The organism is Actinomyces qiguomingii, assembly GCF_004102025.1.
Taxonomy (GTDB): domain Bacteria; phylum Actinomycetota; class Actinomycetes; order Actinomycetales; family Actinomycetaceae; genus Actinomyces; species Actinomyces qiguomingii.
Window position 1 is genome coordinate 2,662,792 of record NZ_CP025228.1, and the last position, 15,546, is coordinate 2,678,337.

The 15,546-nt window shown below is 68.1% G+C and carries 11 protein-coding genes and 1 other RNA gene; 2 read left to right on the plus strand and 10 right to left on the minus strand.

The window, feature by feature from the left end; genetic code table 11:
• Positions 1-1,274 precede the first annotated feature (1,274 nt).
• Positions 1,275-2,123 (minus strand): hypothetical protein, encoded by an 849-nt coding sequence (locus tag CWT10_RS11065; protein WP_103061542.1) that lies wholly within the window; start codon positions 2,121-2,123, stop codon positions 1,275-1,277.
• A gap of 113 nt (positions 2,124-2,236) precedes the next feature.
• Positions 2,237-2,608: a transfer-messenger RNA gene (gene ssrA, locus CWT10_RS11070) on the minus strand.
• Positions 2,609-2,782: 174 nt separating this feature from the next.
• Between ssrA and CWT10_RS11075 the strand changes: the two genes are divergently transcribed.
• Positions 2,783-3,778: an aldo/keto reductase gene (locus CWT10_RS11075; protein WP_103061543.1), complete on the plus strand. Its 996-nt coding sequence runs from the start codon at positions 2,783-2,785 to the stop codon at positions 3,776-3,778.
• A 144-nt stretch (positions 3,779-3,922) separates the two neighbouring features.
• Here CWT10_RS11075 and smpB read toward each other — a convergent pair whose 3' ends face one another.
• The 4 genes from smpB to ftsE form a co-directional block, all read right to left on the minus strand.
• Positions 3,923-4,432, minus strand: a complete 510-nt coding sequence (gene smpB, locus CWT10_RS11080) for an SsrA-binding protein SmpB (protein WP_103061598.1) — start codon at positions 4,430-4,432, stop codon at positions 3,923-3,925.
• 173 nt (positions 4,433-4,605) lie between these two features.
• The gene (locus CWT10_RS11085; protein WP_103061544.1) at positions 4,606-5,922 is read right to left on the minus strand and encodes a peptidoglycan DD-metalloendopeptidase family protein; all 1,317 of its coding nucleotides are present in this window, start codon (positions 5,920-5,922) and stop codon (positions 4,606-4,608) included.
• A gap of 59 nt (positions 5,923-5,981) precedes the next feature.
• Positions 5,982-6,896: a permease-like cell division protein FtsX gene (gene ftsX, locus CWT10_RS11090; RefSeq protein WP_103061545.1), complete on the minus strand. Its 915-nt coding sequence runs from the start codon at positions 6,894-6,896 to the stop codon at positions 5,982-5,984.
• Positions 6,897-6,967: 71 nt separating this feature from the next.
• The gene (gene ftsE, locus CWT10_RS11095) at positions 6,968-7,657 is read right to left on the minus strand and encodes a cell division ATP-binding protein FtsE (RefSeq protein ID WP_103061546.1); all 690 of its coding nucleotides are present in this window, start codon (positions 7,655-7,657) and stop codon (positions 6,968-6,970) included.
• 150 nt (positions 7,658-7,807) lie between these two features.
• Between ftsE and CWT10_RS11100 the strand changes: the two genes are divergently transcribed.
• Entirely contained in the window at positions 7,808-8,383 is a 576-nt protein-coding gene (locus CWT10_RS11100) for a TY-Chap domain-containing protein (RefSeq protein ID WP_103061547.1), read from the plus strand.
• A 54-nt stretch (positions 8,384-8,437) separates the two neighbouring features.
• Here the strand turns inward: CWT10_RS11100 and CWT10_RS11105 are convergent, their stop codons facing one another.
• The 4 genes from CWT10_RS11105 to CWT10_RS11120 form a co-directional block, all read right to left on the minus strand.
• Complete coding sequence (locus tag CWT10_RS11105; RefSeq protein WP_103061548.1) at positions 8,438-9,106, minus strand: single-stranded DNA-binding protein; 669 nt, start codon at positions 9,104-9,106, stop codon at positions 8,438-8,440.
• A 445-nt stretch (positions 9,107-9,551) separates the two neighbouring features.
• Positions 9,552-11,039: a GTPase gene (locus CWT10_RS11110; protein WP_103061549.1), complete on the minus strand. Its 1,488-nt coding sequence runs from the start codon at positions 11,037-11,039 to the stop codon at positions 9,552-9,554.
• A complete protein-coding gene (locus tag CWT10_RS11115; RefSeq protein ID WP_103061550.1) occupies positions 11,036-12,631 on the minus strand; it encodes a GTPase domain-containing protein in 1,596 nt (531 codons plus the stop codon). Before CWT10_RS11115 ends, CWT10_RS11110 begins: the two co-directional genes overlap by 4 nt.
• A 73-nt stretch (positions 12,632-12,704) precedes the next feature.
• Positions 12,705-15,425 carry an ATP-binding cassette domain-containing protein gene (locus CWT10_RS11120; protein WP_103061551.1) on the minus strand — a complete coding sequence of 907 codons (2,721 nt, stop codon included), beginning with the start codon at positions 15,423-15,425 and terminating at the stop codon, positions 12,705-12,707.
• Positions 15,426-15,546: the final 121 nt, after the last annotated feature.

Here is a 15,546-nt window from a genome sequence, read left to right on the forward strand (position 1 = left end):
AACCTGACGAACACGAGCGCACCGCGCCCACCCGGCCGGCGCCCCCCAGGGGGAGGGGTTAGACAGCGCCGCCCGCGGGACCGCCGGGGAGGCGGCAGATAGGCGCGACGGGTCCAAGATTCCGGCCCGATCACCTAAGCGCTACTGAGCCCACCGGCCACCGTGGGGGTGACTCCCCCCGCCCACCCTTGGCCGGTAACCGCGGGATAGCAGCCCCGGGGCAGCGTGCATGTCTCCCCCATGTTTTTCCTGCCCCGTGAGGCCGCCTGTAAGCGATTCTGCGGGCCGTTCGCGCCCCCACTGGGTACGGGGACACGGGGCCGTGCTCGCGCGCGTGAGAGGCCACCTGCATGCCCGGGTTTCGTTACACGCCGCCCCGCGAAGCGCGCCGCCGACGGCGAAGGGAGGTGAGCCTGACTCACACCCTTTCAGGGGCAGATTGGTTCCGCCTGGCAGCGCCCGGAACCGGCGGGGTGAGCACCGAGGGTTTTTGTCGGCGCCGACAAAAACTAACGGCGGGGGGTTGAAAGTAACCGAAGTACCTTCAACCCCCGCCCTGCCCCCGGGCGGTGAAGCACCAGGGGCGCCCCCGGATCATCCCACACCAGCACCGAGAGGTTTTCCCCGGCGCCGGGAAAAACCGTCTGAGACCGGCGGGCGCTGCCTTATCGGCGGCGTCACCGGAGACCTCGCGTGCGGCAGCCGTGAAGGGTGTCAGCTCAGCTGACACCCCCCTTCGCCGCCGTCCCCGCGGGCCGCTAGGGTTGCCCGTTCGCGTACCCCCCTTCGCGGCCCCGCGGTGCGCCGACGAAGGGCTTTTCCGAGGAGGCTCGGGAAACTCCGCACGCGGAAACGAAACTATGGCGGCACCGCCGAAGTTTCCCGGCACCGGGAAAGTTCTGGGAGCCGCTGGCGCCCCGTCGTATTCCGCGGAGGGGCGGAAAAGGCCTCACGGGCGTTCGGTCCGCCTGGCGGACGGAACCCCCGGCCCCACGCCCGCAGAGGACGGAGCATCCCGCCGGGGGTGCACACTTCTGTGTACCCCCCGGCCCCACGCCCGCAGAGGACGGAGCATCCCGCCGGGGGTGCACACTTCTGTGTACCCCCCGGCCCCACGCCCGCAGAGGACGGAGGGATGTCCACCCGGTAGACACCCCTCCGAAGCCATTGCTTCTCCCTATATATCGCGCGACCCGGCCTGCCCCTCGGGGAGGGGGAGCCCACTCCCCGCCCGCACCTGGCCGCGAGCGCGTGCCGGCATGATCTGAACGCCCCTACAGGCCGGGCCCCTCGCACAGCTCGGAGAACCTCGCGTGCGCCACGGGCTGGCCGATAGCCTGGCGGATGCGGCCCATGGCGATGCCGATCTCGGTTGGGTACTCGCCGCCGGTGAGCCGCAACATGTCCGCGAGCACCACGTGCTGCGTGTAGGGGCCGGGCCCGTGCCCGTGCCTGCGGGTCTCGGCGAGCAGTGTGCCGTCGGCGGCGACGATCACGCCCCGGCTGCGTGCCCCCGGCAGGCCGAGCCGGTTCGCCCACCAGGCGTTGCGCGCCCACCGTGCCAGCTGGCCGGCGTCCCTCAGGCTTCCGCCCTCGTGCAGAATCCACCCGCACGCCCTGGCCGTGATGCGGCGGTCAACCCCGGCGCCGTCGTCGTTGGTTGCGACCCTGGCACCCTCGTCGTTGTTGTTGTCGGCTTCGACGTCGGCCACGAGGGCGCGCAGATCGGCGTCCAGGCCGCCGGAGGTGTCCAGGGCGATGGTGAGTGTGCGGCAGCCGGCGTGGTGGTGGCATCGGGCCGTGTGGCGCTCGCGGCCGGCCTGTTCGGCGGCTCGCAGTGCGCCGGCGGCGACCCATTCGAGCAGTGAGGTGGGCAGGTGGTAGGCGACCTCGACGACGGCGACCTGCCCGCTCTGTAGGTGGGCGGTGGCGGCGTCGCAGTAGGTGCGCCCGGGGCGGTTGGTGTCTGGGAGGTAGCACAGTGGTGCCCGGCGTACTTTCAGGTCGGCGCCGGGGCCGAAGAGGCGTCGGATCTCGCCGCCGGTGACGTCGCCGGGGCGGACGATGACCGCTCGGGCGAGGGCGCGGCGGGCAGCAGCGGCGGGGAGGGTGGGAATGGTCATGGCGTAGGGGCCTTCCTGTTCAGGCGCGCCCGTGCCGATTCGTGACCTTTCCTGACCCCACTGGGACCCCACAGAGGGGGCCGCGGGAGGGTTTTCGTTGGTATTTCAACGGATAGTGGAGATGCGGGGAATCGAACCCCGGTCCGACGGTGGTGCAACAGGACTTCTCCGGGTGCAGTTCGCTGCTGAGTTTTCTCAGCCCCGGCGTCTCACGCGAACAAGGACGCCGACGGGCTCAGCCACCTGAGAGTCCCGGGGCCCCCGGTGGCGAGGGGCCCCAGCAGTGGCTTCCTAGATGACGCCAGGAACCGGGGCGGAAGCTCCCCCGGGCTGACGGACTTCGAGGCTCGCCTCAGGCGGCGAGGGCGAAGTCGGTGCGAGTGTTATCGGCACCTATTGGTTCGCACAGAGCGTTGACGAGATGACTGTGCATCCTCGACCCGCTTCTCCTGAATCCACGACCGTCGTCGAAACCGATCATCCCCTGTTGAGTTTTTCCCGCCCGGTACTCCGCACGGGAACCCGCTGAAAGCTCAGCTCTACAAGGGTACCAACGCCCGCCGCGGCAGCCGCGAGATCTTCGCCACTGATTTTGTTTCGCCGAGTCACTAGTGCCGCTAGGCTGGTGACATCGGCTCGACTCATAGGAGGCACACATCATGCAGGCCCGCCCACTGCCCGCCCTGGACCGCGACATCTCCGCCATTGGCATCGGCACCTGGCAGCTCGGCTCCGACTGGGGTGAGGTAACCGCCGATGCGGCCACCGCCACCCTGCAGGCCGCGCTCGATGCCGGCGTCACCTTCATCGACACCGCCGACGTCTACGGCGACGGCCGCTCCGAACGCTTCGTTGGCGCCTTCGCGGCCGCACACCCCGAGGCCGGACTCACCGTGGCCACCAAAATGGGTCGGCGCGTCGAACAGACCCCGGAGAACTACACGCGCCAAGCCTTCCTGGCCTGGAACGACCGCTCCCGGAAGAACCTGGGCGTGGACACCCTCGACCTGGTGCAGCTGCACTGCCCGCCCAGTGAGGTCATCGCCGCCGAGCGCACCTGGGACTGGCTGGAAGAGATGGTCGAGTCCGGACGCATCCGCGCCTACGGCGTCAGCGTGGAGACCTGCGCCCAGGCCCTGGACGCCATGCGCCGCCCCGGCTGCGCCAGCGTGCAAATTATCCTCAACGTCCTGCGCCGAAAGCCGCTTGAGCAGGTGCTGCCGACGGCGCAGGCCACCAGCACCGCCATCATCGCCCGCGTGCCGCTGGCCTCCGGGCTGCTGTCCGGCCGCTACACCGCGGACACCACCTTCCCCTCCTCCGACCACCGCAACTACAACCGGGACGGCTCCGCCTTCGACATCGGCGAGACCTTCTCCGGAGTGCCCTTCGACGTCGGCGTTGAGGCCGCCCGGGAGTTCACCGCCCTGTGCCGCGAACTCGGCCCAGCGGGCGCCACCCCCGTCCAGGTGGCGCTGCGCTGGATACTGGATCAGCCGGGCGTGACCACTGTGATCCCCGGCGCGCGCAACGCCGAACAGGCCCGCGCCAACGCCGCGGCCGCCGCCCTGGAACCGCTGAGCGACCAGTTGCACGCGGCTCTGGAGGACCTGTACGACCGGCGCATCCGCGCCCATGTGCACGACCGCTGGTGAAGCGAACCGCCCAGGCGCCGTAGCAGTCGTTGGGCCGCGCACTCCCAGAGGAGAAATCGCTCGACGGCACCGAGTACGCACCCTCGCCGCTCGACGCCGTCAGAACGAGCGATGGGCGGCCCGCGCTGGGCCTTACAGCCGATTTCAGCCGCGCCGGCGGTTGGCGGCCGCCATGGCCCGCGCCGCCTCGCGCTTATCTTGCGCCTCCCGCAATGCCTGGCGCTTGTCCCAGTCCTGCTTACCGCGTGCCAGCGCGATCTCCAGCTTCACCCGCCCGCCGGTAAAGTACAGCTCCAGCGGAACGATCGTGTATCCCTTGGCCTGCACCCGCTGGGCGAGCTTGTCCAGCTCGGCGCGGTGCAGCAGCAGCTTGCGCTTGCGGCGCGGTGAGTGGTTATTCCAGGTGCCCTGCAGATACTCGGGGATATGGGCGCCTTGAAGCCAGGCCTCACCGTTGCGGTCGATCTCGATCCACGCCTCGGTCAGGGAGGCCCGGCCCATGCGCAGCGCCTTCACTTCGGTGCCGGTCAGGGCGAGTCCAGCCTCATAGCGGTCCTCAATGAAATAATCGTGAGTCGCCCTGCGGTTGCGGGCGATGGTCTTGTGCGCTGAGGCGGCCGCCTTGGCGCGCTCCGCCGGGGTGGGTTTCCTCATCCCCTCGGTCTTCCTCTTGGCCACCGGCGTCTCCTTCCCTCGTCCCGGACCATCGGGCCACGGCGCCGCATCCTACTTGGGCCGACGACGCCCGCCAAGACTTGTGCGGCACCCCGCCTAATGCCCGCAGCACGCAACTATCAACCGCCCGCTGGGACCCGCCTGCCAGCTCCTCAGAACCCGGGCAGGCTCATCGGGTCGACCGTCACCCCGTTGAGGTACACCTCGAAGTGGCAGTGCGGCCCGGTGACCCCACCGGTCGCTCCGGTCAAGCCGATCTGCTCCCCCTTGGTGACCGTCTGCCCGACATACACCTGTTGCGCCGACAGGTGGCAATACCGGACCTGGACGGACTGACCGTCAATGATTCCGCCATTGATGGTCACGCTCTTGCCGCATGCCGTGCCGCCATAGTCGGTGGTTGAGGTGACCGTGCCGGAGACCGCCGCATACTGCGGTGTACCGGTGAAGGCCATCAGATCCACGCCTTCATGGAGCAGCATGTAACCCAGGACCGGGTGCATCCTCCAACCGTAGGGGGAGGTGATTACGAGCGGGCCGGCCAGCGGTCTTCCTATATTTCCGGTGCCCAGGGACGCGGTGTCGGTGCTGCCGGAACTTGCCACGCTCTGCCCGGACTTGGCGGCGGCGGCGCGGTTCTCGGCGTCGATGCGTTGAATCTCCGCTGCGGCGGCGGCCTCATCGGCCTCCGCCTGCGCCTGCTGCTCCTGAAGGTCGGCCTTCTGGTTCTCCAGGTCCGCGGCGGCGGTCTCCTTGTCGCTCTTAAGGGCGACCACCTCATCGCGCTTGGACTCAGCGTTATCCTTTGCGGTCTGGGCGGCCTCCTTGGCGACGTCGGCCTCCTCCTTGAGCGTGGCGACGCGTTCGGTGGCGGCGTCCTGACGCGCCTCACGGTTGGCGGCCTGCGCGCGCTCTTCCTCCGCGGCGGACAACACGGACTCCTGCACGCCAGTGGCGATTTCCATGGTGGAGGCCCTATCGGTGAGCTCATCAACGGAGTCGGAGGAGAACACGTAGGTCCAGGAGGTGATCGCACTGTCGCCCTGGTAGGTGGCCACCACAAGGTCGGCCACGGAGGTGGCGTTCTCATCCACGTTCGTCTGCGTCTGCTCCGACTCCTCCTGCAGGGCGGCCAGATCGGACTCGGCCACGTCCAGGCGATCGGAGGCGGTCTGCTGCTCGCGTTCCTTCTCCGCCAGGACGGTCTCGGCGTCGTCGAGTTCGGACTGGGCTGCAGACAGGGAGGACTCGGCGTTCTGCAGGTCGATATAGGCCTGGCCGAGTTGCGCCGACACACCCTCCAGGGAGGAAGCCAGCTCGGCCTGTTTCTGCTGGGCGGCGGCCTGGTCGTCGACGGCGTCCTGGCGCTCATCTGCCAGCGCTACGACCGAGATCGGCGCGGCCACCAGCGTCAGGGCAGTGGCGACGACGGCGACGCCGCGCGCCCGACGCCGGAGATGACGGTGCATGGGGAACCGGCGCAACGGAAAGCGAGCTTGGGATGGGAGTTGGAGCGGGAGCATGACAATCAGACCCTCGTGTACTTGGACAGTGAGAAGGCGGAGGACAACAGTGCCAGGATGACGGCCGCCAACAGCAGCCAGGGCGCCAGCCGCAGCACATCGCCGGTGCCAATGAAGGCGGTGAACTTCAGTTCTGTAGCCAACCAGTCCGTGACGATGTAGCGGGCTCCGGCCCACAGTGCGGCCACGGAGCCGATCGCACCGACCAGCGCGGCAATGGCGCCCTCAAGCATGAAGGGCAGCTGTATGAATAGGTTCGAGGCTCCGACCAGCCGCATGATGCCGGTCTCCTTGGATCGACTCATGGCGGATAGGCGGATCGTGGTGGAGATCAGTAGCACCGCGGTCAACGCCAGAATCGCGGCCAGTCCCCCGGTGATCCAGGAGACCCGGTTCATAACCACGAACAGGGGATCGAGTGTTTCTCTCTGGTCGATGACGCGCTCCACGCCAGCCCGGCCGGTGAACTGTTCGGCCACCACCCGATATTTCTCCGGGTCGACGAGCTTGATGCGGAAGGACACCGGCATCATGTCTTCGGTCGCGTTGCGGCCTATGCGCGACTCGCCGTAGGCGTCCATGAAGCGCACGTAGGCTTCGGCTTTGGACTCGATGGTGTATTCGTCGATGTAGGGGGCCAGCGTGTCGGAGTTGACCAGATCCTCGACCGCATCGATCTGTTCCTGGGTGGCCTCACCTTCGGCGCAGGCGGCCACCGTGGAGGAGGTCGGGCACATGTAGACGCTGACCTCGACCTTGTCGTACCAGTCGCCCTTCATTACAGAGATCTGGTTCTGCAGCAGCACCGAGGCTCCGACGAACAGCAGTGACACGAAGGACACCAGGATCACTGAGACGGTCATTACCAGGTTGCGGCTTAGCCCCTTGAAGGTCTCGGAGATGATGAAACGGAATCGCATGCGGCTACCTCATTACCTCTCTCTCACGGGATTCACAGTCGTTGCGGCTCTCACGGCCCACACCTGCGGTCTCAACGGTCCGAGCCGTAGACGCCGCGCGCCTGGTCGCGCACAACCTCACCGGCCTTCAGTTCGATGACCCGCTTGCGCATCTGGTCGACGATCTCATCGTCGTGGGTGGCCATGACCACGGTTGTACCCTGCCGGTTGATGCGATCCAGCAGCCGCATGATGCCCACAGAGGTAGACGGATCGAGGTTACCGGTGGGTTCATCGGCCATGAGTAGCTTGGGGCGGTTGACCATCGCCCGGGCGATCGCCACGCGCTGCTGTTCGCCACCGGACAGTTCATGGGGCAGGCGTTTCTCCTTGCCGGACAGCCCCACCAGATCAAGAGCCTCAGGCACGGCTGAGAGGATGTAGTGTCGGGGCTTGCCGATCACCTGGGAGGCGATGGCGACGTTCTCGAAGACGGTCTTGTTCTCCAGCAGGCGGAAGTCCTGGAAAACGAAGCCCATCTCCTGGCGCAGCTTGGGCACCTTCCAACTGGATATCTGCGACAGGTCGCGTCCGAGCACATGAATGGCACCGGAGGTGGGGCGCTCCTCGCGCAGGGTCAGGCGCAGGAAGGTGGACTTGCCGGAGCCGGATGCACCCACCAGGAACACGAACTCCTCGCGCTCGATCTCAATGGAGACTTCGTCGAGCGCGGGCCGAGCTCCACGCTTGTACACCTTGGAGACGTTATCGAATCGAATCATGGGAAGCTGCTTCCTGCTTGCGGCCGACGCAGGCACGCCGGGACTGCAAGCCACGGTAATCAGTGACACCCGGAATTCCGGGCGTGACACGCCCGAACTCACCGACTCGGGATGTGGTGAGTCCCGCGTAGACGTTCTACCGTTCCGAACATGCCGGCAACGCTCCCTAACAACGATGGCCCGCTCGACGTCGGTTCTTGGAGCCGCTTCATCCCCTCGCTCACCGACCTGCTAACCGGGTCCGACCGCCCGGTTGCGGACGCTGCCGGCGCTGATGCCATGGTCGCACCCGCAGCGCGCCCCCGAGACGATATGGGGATTTGCCATCCGGCGACGGTACGGCTGCAGGCCGCGGCACCGATCATGTCCGCCACCACGGCTGCCCACGCACGCCCCACCGGATCACTGCGTCTGCTGCGGCGCCGTCACCGCCTGGCCCCTTCGTGTCTGGCGCCGATCCTGGCGGTCAGGCCGGTCCCCGCCGGTGTGGAACTGACTGTGCCGCAGCTGGACGGCGATGGACGCGCCCTGCTCGGCGACGACGCCCTGGCAGCCCTTTGCGCGTTGGGTTGGCAATGGGACGAGGCGGCGCTGGTGCGGTGTACGACGCACGCGCGGGCGGCTGCCGAGTTGGCGGTGCGGGTGCTGATCGAGGTGTTCGACGTCGCGCATCCGGCGGACCTGTCCGTCCTCATTGAACCGACAGGTCCGCACCCGAGGTCTTAAGGGCTGAGGGTAGCGCCCGGTCCTGGCCGCTACCGGGCCCGGATTGCGGTGGAATCAGTCGTGTTCGTCGGCGAGCACGTAACTCGGGGCGACACGCCCTGCGATGCCTGTGGGCACGGCGCCGGGAGTCTCACCGCTGGGCTCATTCATCTCCTCAAGGCGGCGCGTCGGCGCCGGGTGTGTGCCGGAGGGGAACTCTGACGGCGGCGGGTTCTGCCCCTCCGGGGCGGCGTGTCCGGCGACCGCCCCGGCATCGTCCGGCGTGGGCGCGGACTCGGCGGTCTGGGCCGAACCGGAGGAGGTGGTGGAAACCGACGCCTCCGACCCCTCCGACTCGCCGGGTTCGGTGGTGTCGGCGGCTGCGGAGTGGACGATGCGCATGAAGCGCGACTCGCCACGCGTCAGGTCGTGGCCGCCGCAGGAGATGGTCAGCACGTTGGTCAGAAACTCCTCCGTCCCATTTGACCAGCTCTCTTGGGAGAAACGTCCCACCAGCACCACGGGGTCGCCCTTGTGCAGGGAGCGGCCGAGGTTCTCGGCCAGCGGCCCCCAGGACTTGGCGGTGAACCAGATGGTCTGCCCATCCCGCCAGCCCTGCGCGGTGCGAAAGGACGGGGATGTGGCCACGCGGAAGTAGCAGTATGGACGCCCACTGGCGGTGCGGGTGACGGCGGGATTCGTTCCGAGGACGCCTTGGAGGACTAAATCGAGTTGACGGCTCATGGGATGCTCCTTCATCGGGGCCGGCACCGTGCCGGCTGCCTCAACGGTCCCGCAGCCACGCCCGGCACCGCCACCGGCCTGTTAACGGCGGGGCAGTCCCCCCTGCACGAACGCCGCCTGTGGACGCCGGTGACCCCCTCACTCGCCCCTCCCCGATCCTCCCCGGCTCTCCTCCCCTCTCCCCCTCTCTCCCTCCCGCGAGATCGGTAGAAATAACCAACGAGATCGGTCGTAATGGTCCGGCGTCATGCACCCAAGCCCATCTGCAAGAACGCCCGGGCCACCGCCCTACAACCCCAACCGGAGCCCAGATAATGGCGTGCACCGGCACCAACTGCACAACGCCTTCAGACCGCGAGTGCACACGAGCGTACAACCGCCACACACGTACAAGATTGTTCCGGCACAGGAGTCTCACAGGAGGCCCCGTCCCGGTCACCACGCACTACTGGTGAGGTACTTCCAGCGCCTGCAGAAGCATCCGGTGCCGTACCAGCACGCCGTCGGCGGGCCGGGTGAGATCACGGGCAACTACTGACACCAGTCGAGCCCGAACCGCCCGTGCGTACTCCGCCGCCTCCCGGTGTGCCCGCGAACGCCGTGCGACCAGTGCCGCCACCGCCACCACCAGTCCGACGCCCAAGACGGCCAGTGGCGCAATCAGTCCAACGGCGGAGACCTGCCCCTGCAGCAGGCCAACAACCGCCCAGATCACCCCGACGATTGCGGCGAGCGTGCCGCCCCACCAGGCCAGTTCGATCAACGGTACGCGGTGCCGAGGCAACTGCACACTGCCGGCGGCCTCGGCAGTGCGCGCGGCAAGCGCCTCCGGGGTGGCGACGGCGGCCTCCACGCTGCGCAGCCAGGCGGCGGGCAATCCCTCGGTGGTGCGGCGCAGCCAGGTCGTCTGAATGGAGGCGACGGCGTCGCGGGCAGGCGGTCCCGGGCGGGCCATGGCGCGCGGGAAGGTGCGCGCCAAGCCGGTGCGCACGGAGTCTTCAACTGCCTGAGCGCCGCAGGCGTGCATGAGCGCCGTGACGGCGGCGTCGGCGAGCTCAGGGCGAGTGGCCACGGGCTGCGCCGCAGCGGCCGGGCGCAGTCGCATGGCTATGGCATCGAGCTGGGCGGAGGCGGTGCGGGCCGCGTTGGACTCGCGAGAGACTCGCTCTAAGAACAGTTCACGCACCGCGCCAAGGTTGTCGCCGCGCACCGCCGAGACCGGTAGCACCTGCACATCCTCCAGGCCGTCGGCAGCCAACAAGGAGCGCACGTCCGCCAGCAGCGTGTCAATGCCGCCGGCGGGCAGTGTGTCCACCTGGTTGACCAGCACGAGCATGTCCTCCTGGCGGGCACCGAGTTTACGCAGATAACCCTCGTGCAGTACCGCGTCGGCATACTTCTGCGGATCTACCACCCACACCAGGATGTCGGCCAACGGCACCAGTCGGTTCACCTGCAAGGCGTGCTCGGTGCTGACTGAGTCGTAGTCGGGAACGTCCAGCAGCACTAAGCCGGCGAAGGCGTCCTGGTCGGTGGCATCCAGCAGCGACTCCCGGCGGATGCGGCGGTCATCTACGACCTCGAGGAAGTCCAGCAGAGCGGCGGCGTCATCGCCCCATGAACAGGCGGTGGCGAGGGAGGTAGTGGGGCGGCGGGCGCCCACATCCGCGAACTGCAGGCTGGTCAGAGCGTTGAACAGCGAGGACTTGCCGGAGCCGGTGCCGCCGAACAGTGCCACCACCGTGTGGTCCACGCCGAGGGCGAGTCGCTCGGCAACCTCGTCCAGACGATCTCTGGCTGGCATGGACAGGGATGCGGGGATCTCTGTGGGGCAGTCGTCCAGGGCGGCGCGCAGACGATCCAGGCGCGCCTGGAGGTGGGCGGCGTCGAGCACGTGGCCCCCGGAGGGGCTGGCGGTCGGGTTCGAAGTCATGCGGAGGCTCCAGGACGGGTGAACGGTGCGATCTCACCGGCGCGCAGTCTTAGCGCGGCGGCTAATGCGGGGTCGGGGGCAAGAGCTCGGGCCGCGCCGGCCGGAACCGTCGCGGCGAGAACATCGGTCAGTGTCTGCATCAAGGAGGCCTTGGCGTCCGTGACCGCCTGTCCCAGTCCCTGCCGCTCCGCGGCGGCGCGGGCGCCCTCAATACCGGCTGCGGCGGCTATCACCAGATCACCGGCGCCCTGCTGGGTGAGTCCTTTGGGAGGGGCGGTTATGCGGGCGTGCTGCGCCGATGCCCAGGCCTGCACAACGGCGGGAGCGTCGGTGCTGGTCGGCAGAAGCTCGGCGGCATGAGCGGCTGCGCCAGCGGCATCCCAGATACGTACGGCGTCGTCGCCGACGGAGACGACGGCCGCTTCCAGACGGGAGACTATGGACTCGCAGGCGTCACCGGCAAGGGTCGCCAGCGCCGCGGCACGCGCCTTGCGGGTGCGGCCGAACCATCCGGAGCGGAGTTTGCCGCCCTGCGCCAGGGGGGCCAGTGGGCCTCCGGAGGAGGCGAGCGTGACCCACCGCGTGGTGGGAGCACCCTGCCCACAGGTTCCGCGCTCGACGTCGGCACGCAGATCCGCGCCAGGGGCCGTCAGGAGACGCTGGGAGGCCTCCTCCAGGCGGGTGGCGGCGTCATCCTGGGCGTCGACGCCGTCGGCGAGGGTAATCAGATCGGCGCGCAGCCCGGTCCACAGGCCGCGTCCGGTACGCCGCACGAGACCGGCGGCCCGGTGCCGGCCGGCCAGCAGTTGCAACCAGTCTCGCAGCTCGGCTACGGAGGCCTCGGGCAGCAGGCCCTCGTGCGGCCCAGCATCGGGAACCACGAAGAAGGGGGACTCGGCCAGACCGAGTGCATCCAGGCGCTCAATCAGGTCCCGACGGACCTCAGGCAATACCGTTGCTGGCACCCTGTTCAGGACGACGCCGATGGGGGTCTCGCGCCCGGCGGCCTCCTCCAGGGAGACCCAGGGGGTGTGGTCGCCGTAGCGGGCCGCTGTGGTGATGAACAGCCACAGATCGGCTGCCTCAAGCAATCGGACGGCCAGTGCTCGGTTGGTCTCCTGGACGGAGTCCAGATCCGAGGCGTCCACGAGCGCCAGTCCTGCGGGGATGGCAGCGGAGGTCACGGTGAGGCAGACCTGGGCGATCGGGTGGTCGGCGAGTGCGGCCTCGTCCTCCGGGTTGACCACGAGCACCGGAGTGCGGGTGGTGGGGCGCAGCACACCGGCATCGGAGACCTCCTCACCGAGCACGGAGTTGACCAGCGTGGACTTACCGGCCCCGGTGGAGCCTCCCACCACAACGATCGCCGGGATGTCGGCGTCGGCGAGTCGGGGCAGTACGTGGTCGCGGATCTGGGCCACCAGTCCGGCACGCAAGCGACGCGCGTCCTGGGCGCCCTCGGCATTGAGACTCAGATCGAGATTGGACAGATCCCCCACCGTGTCGGTGAGGACGTCGATGAGCTGTGCGCGGCTGAGCGCAGAGACGGGAACGTCTTCTCCGGCGGGCAGCGGGGAAGCAGATGAGGCCATGGCACAACTTTAGGCGGAAGCCGGGTCACAGCCGGAATCGACCCGCCATTGCGATCCCCGGTCACCTGGTCGATCAGCGGCGGTCACGGCGAGACAGACCGATGTAGCAGGCCAGGAAGCAGACCAGTCCGATCGCACACAGCAGGCCGAGGTCAGTGGCCCACTGTGAGGCGGTGTGCTCCCACAGGTCCTCGGCACGGTTGGGCAGGATGTCGTTCATCTGCACCGTGGAGGCGGCCATGGCGTAACCCCAACGGGCGGGGATGAACCAGGCGAGCTGCTCGAACACCGCCCGACCGGCGATGGGGATGACCCCGCCTGCCAGCACCAGCTGCGCCATGATCGTGACCACCAGAACCGGCATGACCTGCTCGGAGGACGATACGAAGGCCGAGACTACCAGCCCCAGCAATCCGGAGACGAAGGCGACCACCCAGCAGCATGCGGCCAGTTCCAGGCCCGGCGACCCCAGTAGGACGGCGTCGGTGGGGGCCTTGTTGAGCGCCAGTGCGATACCGACCATGGCGGCGGTCTGCACCGTGACGATCAGCGCCAGCACAAGCGCCTTGGCCACCAGGTAGGAGCCGGCCCGCAGCCCCACTGCCTTCTCCCGCAGATAGACGTCACGTTCACCGACGAGTTCACGGATGGTGGCGGCCATCCCGGAGAAGGCCGCGCCGGTGATGAGGATGACCAGCAGCTCAAGGGCCTGCATGGAGTAACGCACGCACGGCTCCTCTGGAGTCGGATCGGGCAGATCGGGGACGGCGAATCCATTGGTGCCGGATATGGCCTTGGTGAGAAGGCCGATGATCACCGGCAGGGCCAACATGAACAGCAGGTAGGAGGAGTCGGCGGCAATGATCCGCAGATGGCGGCGCACCAGGGTGGAGACCTGTCGCGCTGCGGTCTGCTGAGGGGACTGCCGCTCATCGGCGCTCGTCGTAGTGGTGATCTTCCGGCCATCGCCGCGCCGAGTGGAGGGCACGGTGGCCTCCAAGTGGGCGCGCAGCTCAGGCGCGTGGTTGCGGATCAGTGCATAGACATCGGCGAATCCTTCAATCGACACCGGATCGGGGAAACCTCCCCGGGGCGCATTAACCACCAACCGTCCGGCCCGCCCGAACTCAACCAGGCGCTGACTGAAGTACCCGATCACCTCACGGGGCGCCCCGAAGTACACGGGAGTACCGCCCGCGGCCAGGATCAGGACCTTGTCGGCCCGATCGATATGGTTCTCATTGTGGGTGACCACCACCACAGTACGGCCCGTGTCTCCGGGACGAGTGCCGTGCGCCAAGGACGCCAGCAGCTCCATGACATCCCGGTCCAGCTGTGGGTCCAGACCGGAGGTCGGCTCATCCAGGAACAACAGCGAGGGGCGGGTGAGCAACTCAATGGCCGTTGATACGCGCTTGCGCTGACCACCGGAGAGCTGCTTGACCTTCTTGTCCACATGTTCAGACAGGTCCAGGTCCTCCAGCACCTCGCCGATCCGGGCCCTTCGCTCGGCCTTGGACACATCCTTGGCGAAGCGCAGCTCCGCGGCGTACTCCAGGGTCTGACGCACGGTCAGCGCGGAATGAACCACGTCATTCTGGGGGACCACGCCGATCTTATTGCGCATCACCGGGTAGTGCTCATACACGTCCAGGCCGTCGAACAGGACCTGCCCCTGCTGGGCCTTCTGCTCACCGGTCAGCGCCTTGAGCAGGGTGGACTTCCCCGCGCCCGAGGGACCGACCACGGCCAGCAGCTCATTGCCGGGCAGGGAGAAGGAGATTCCGTCCAACAAGGTGAGCTTGCCGTCATTGACGGAGAAGGTCAGGTCGCGTCCAACCAGCTCGCCGGCGGCGGTGGCCACCTGCACCTCACAGGTGCCGTCCGGGCTGATGACCACGAAGGTCGACCCCATGCCGAAGGTGGTCGGCTCGGTCACCGTGTAACTCTGGACGCGCTGCTGCCCCACGAACACGCCATTGGTGGAACGCAGATCGGTCACCACAATCCCCTGCGGGGTCAGGTCAACACGCGCATGATGACCCGACACCCGCGGATCATCCAGTCGCAGACTGGCGTCCGGGGCACGGCCGATGGTGCCGGATGAGGTGATGGTCACCTTGGCCACGGTTCTGCGTGGTCCGGTGGGAAAGCCACCGGTACCACCTGATGCGGCCGATCCTGGGGGGCTGGGATGCCCGGGCGGTCCGGCAATGGTGGCTGCCGATGCGGCAGAGCCCGCAGAGGCCCCGTATCCGGTCGGCGCGGATGCGGCAGAGCCCGCGGAAGCCCCATATCCGGTCGGCGCGGATGCGGGCGCCCGATTGCCGACGGCGGGCGGTATCTGCGTCGGCGCGGGGGCCGGAGCAGATGCGGGCGGTATCTGCGTCGGGGCGGGGGTGGGTGTAGGGGCCGGAGCGGCCGGGGCCGCAGCGGCAGAAACGGCCCCCGGGTCCGCTTGCGGTTCCTGGGGCGAGCCGGGCAACTGCGTGGGGACGAAGTCGATGCCGGGCCCCGAGCTGTTGGCGAGGTACACGCGGGTTGGGCCTGTAACCAGGACGCGGCGAGCGTCCTGCCCGGCAACCAACATGCCGTTTGTACGCGAAATGCACTCGATCACCCAACCTTCGGGCGTAGGAGTGACGCGTAGGTGTTCGCCCGAGACCACATTGGATGTGGACACGACGACGTCGCAGGTGGGCCGTCTGCCAACTGTGAACGCAGCCGTGAAGATGCGCGGCTGTTCGTAGGCAGGGGCGTTGGTCAGACGCACGGCAAGGGCTGTTGCGGGCACGGGTGTCCTTCCGGGGATTGGGGGCAAGGCCCATCGGCTTGGCCGAAACGATACCTGTGCCGGGCGCCGGTGAACAGCCGGCACGTCGCTGCCGACTGGGAACTTGTGCCCATGGTGACGT